Raw genomic sequence first — 238 nt, 5'->3', positions numbered from 1 at the left:
TATAAAGAAATTGGGGTTCATTTAGGATAAGAATTATTTGACTACAAAAATCGGTATAAAAGAGATTCGTTGATTGGAGCGAAAGGCGGCGACTCCTGCCGGAATAGCAAATTCTTTTGCGAGTAATAGCGAAGCGTTAGGAGCATGAGCTGAAGACCCTGGACTGAGCAAAGCGAGGGAAGCGGCTGAAGCCATGCCGGCGGAAAGCGTCCGCCCTGTAGCGCAAATCAACATTACT

Annotated in this window: 1 protein-coding gene; it reads right to left on the bottom strand. The window is 46.6% G+C overall.

Annotation, left to right across the window (positions count from 1 at the left end):
* Window positions 1-33: 33 nt before the first annotated feature.
* On the bottom strand, window positions 34-238 hold a 205-nt coding region (locus WFH04_RS18230; RefSeq protein ID WP_336825743.1), incomplete at its 5' end, for a hypothetical protein.

Origin of the sequence: Sporosarcina sp. USHLN248, from assembly GCF_037144575.1 — a bacterium.
In the GTDB taxonomy this organism is placed as follows: domain Bacteria; phylum Bacillota; class Bacilli; order Bacillales_A; family Planococcaceae; genus Sporosarcina; species Sporosarcina contaminans.
Note: the sequence above shows the minus strand (reverse complement) of the source record. Positions and strands in the feature narration are given on the sequence as shown.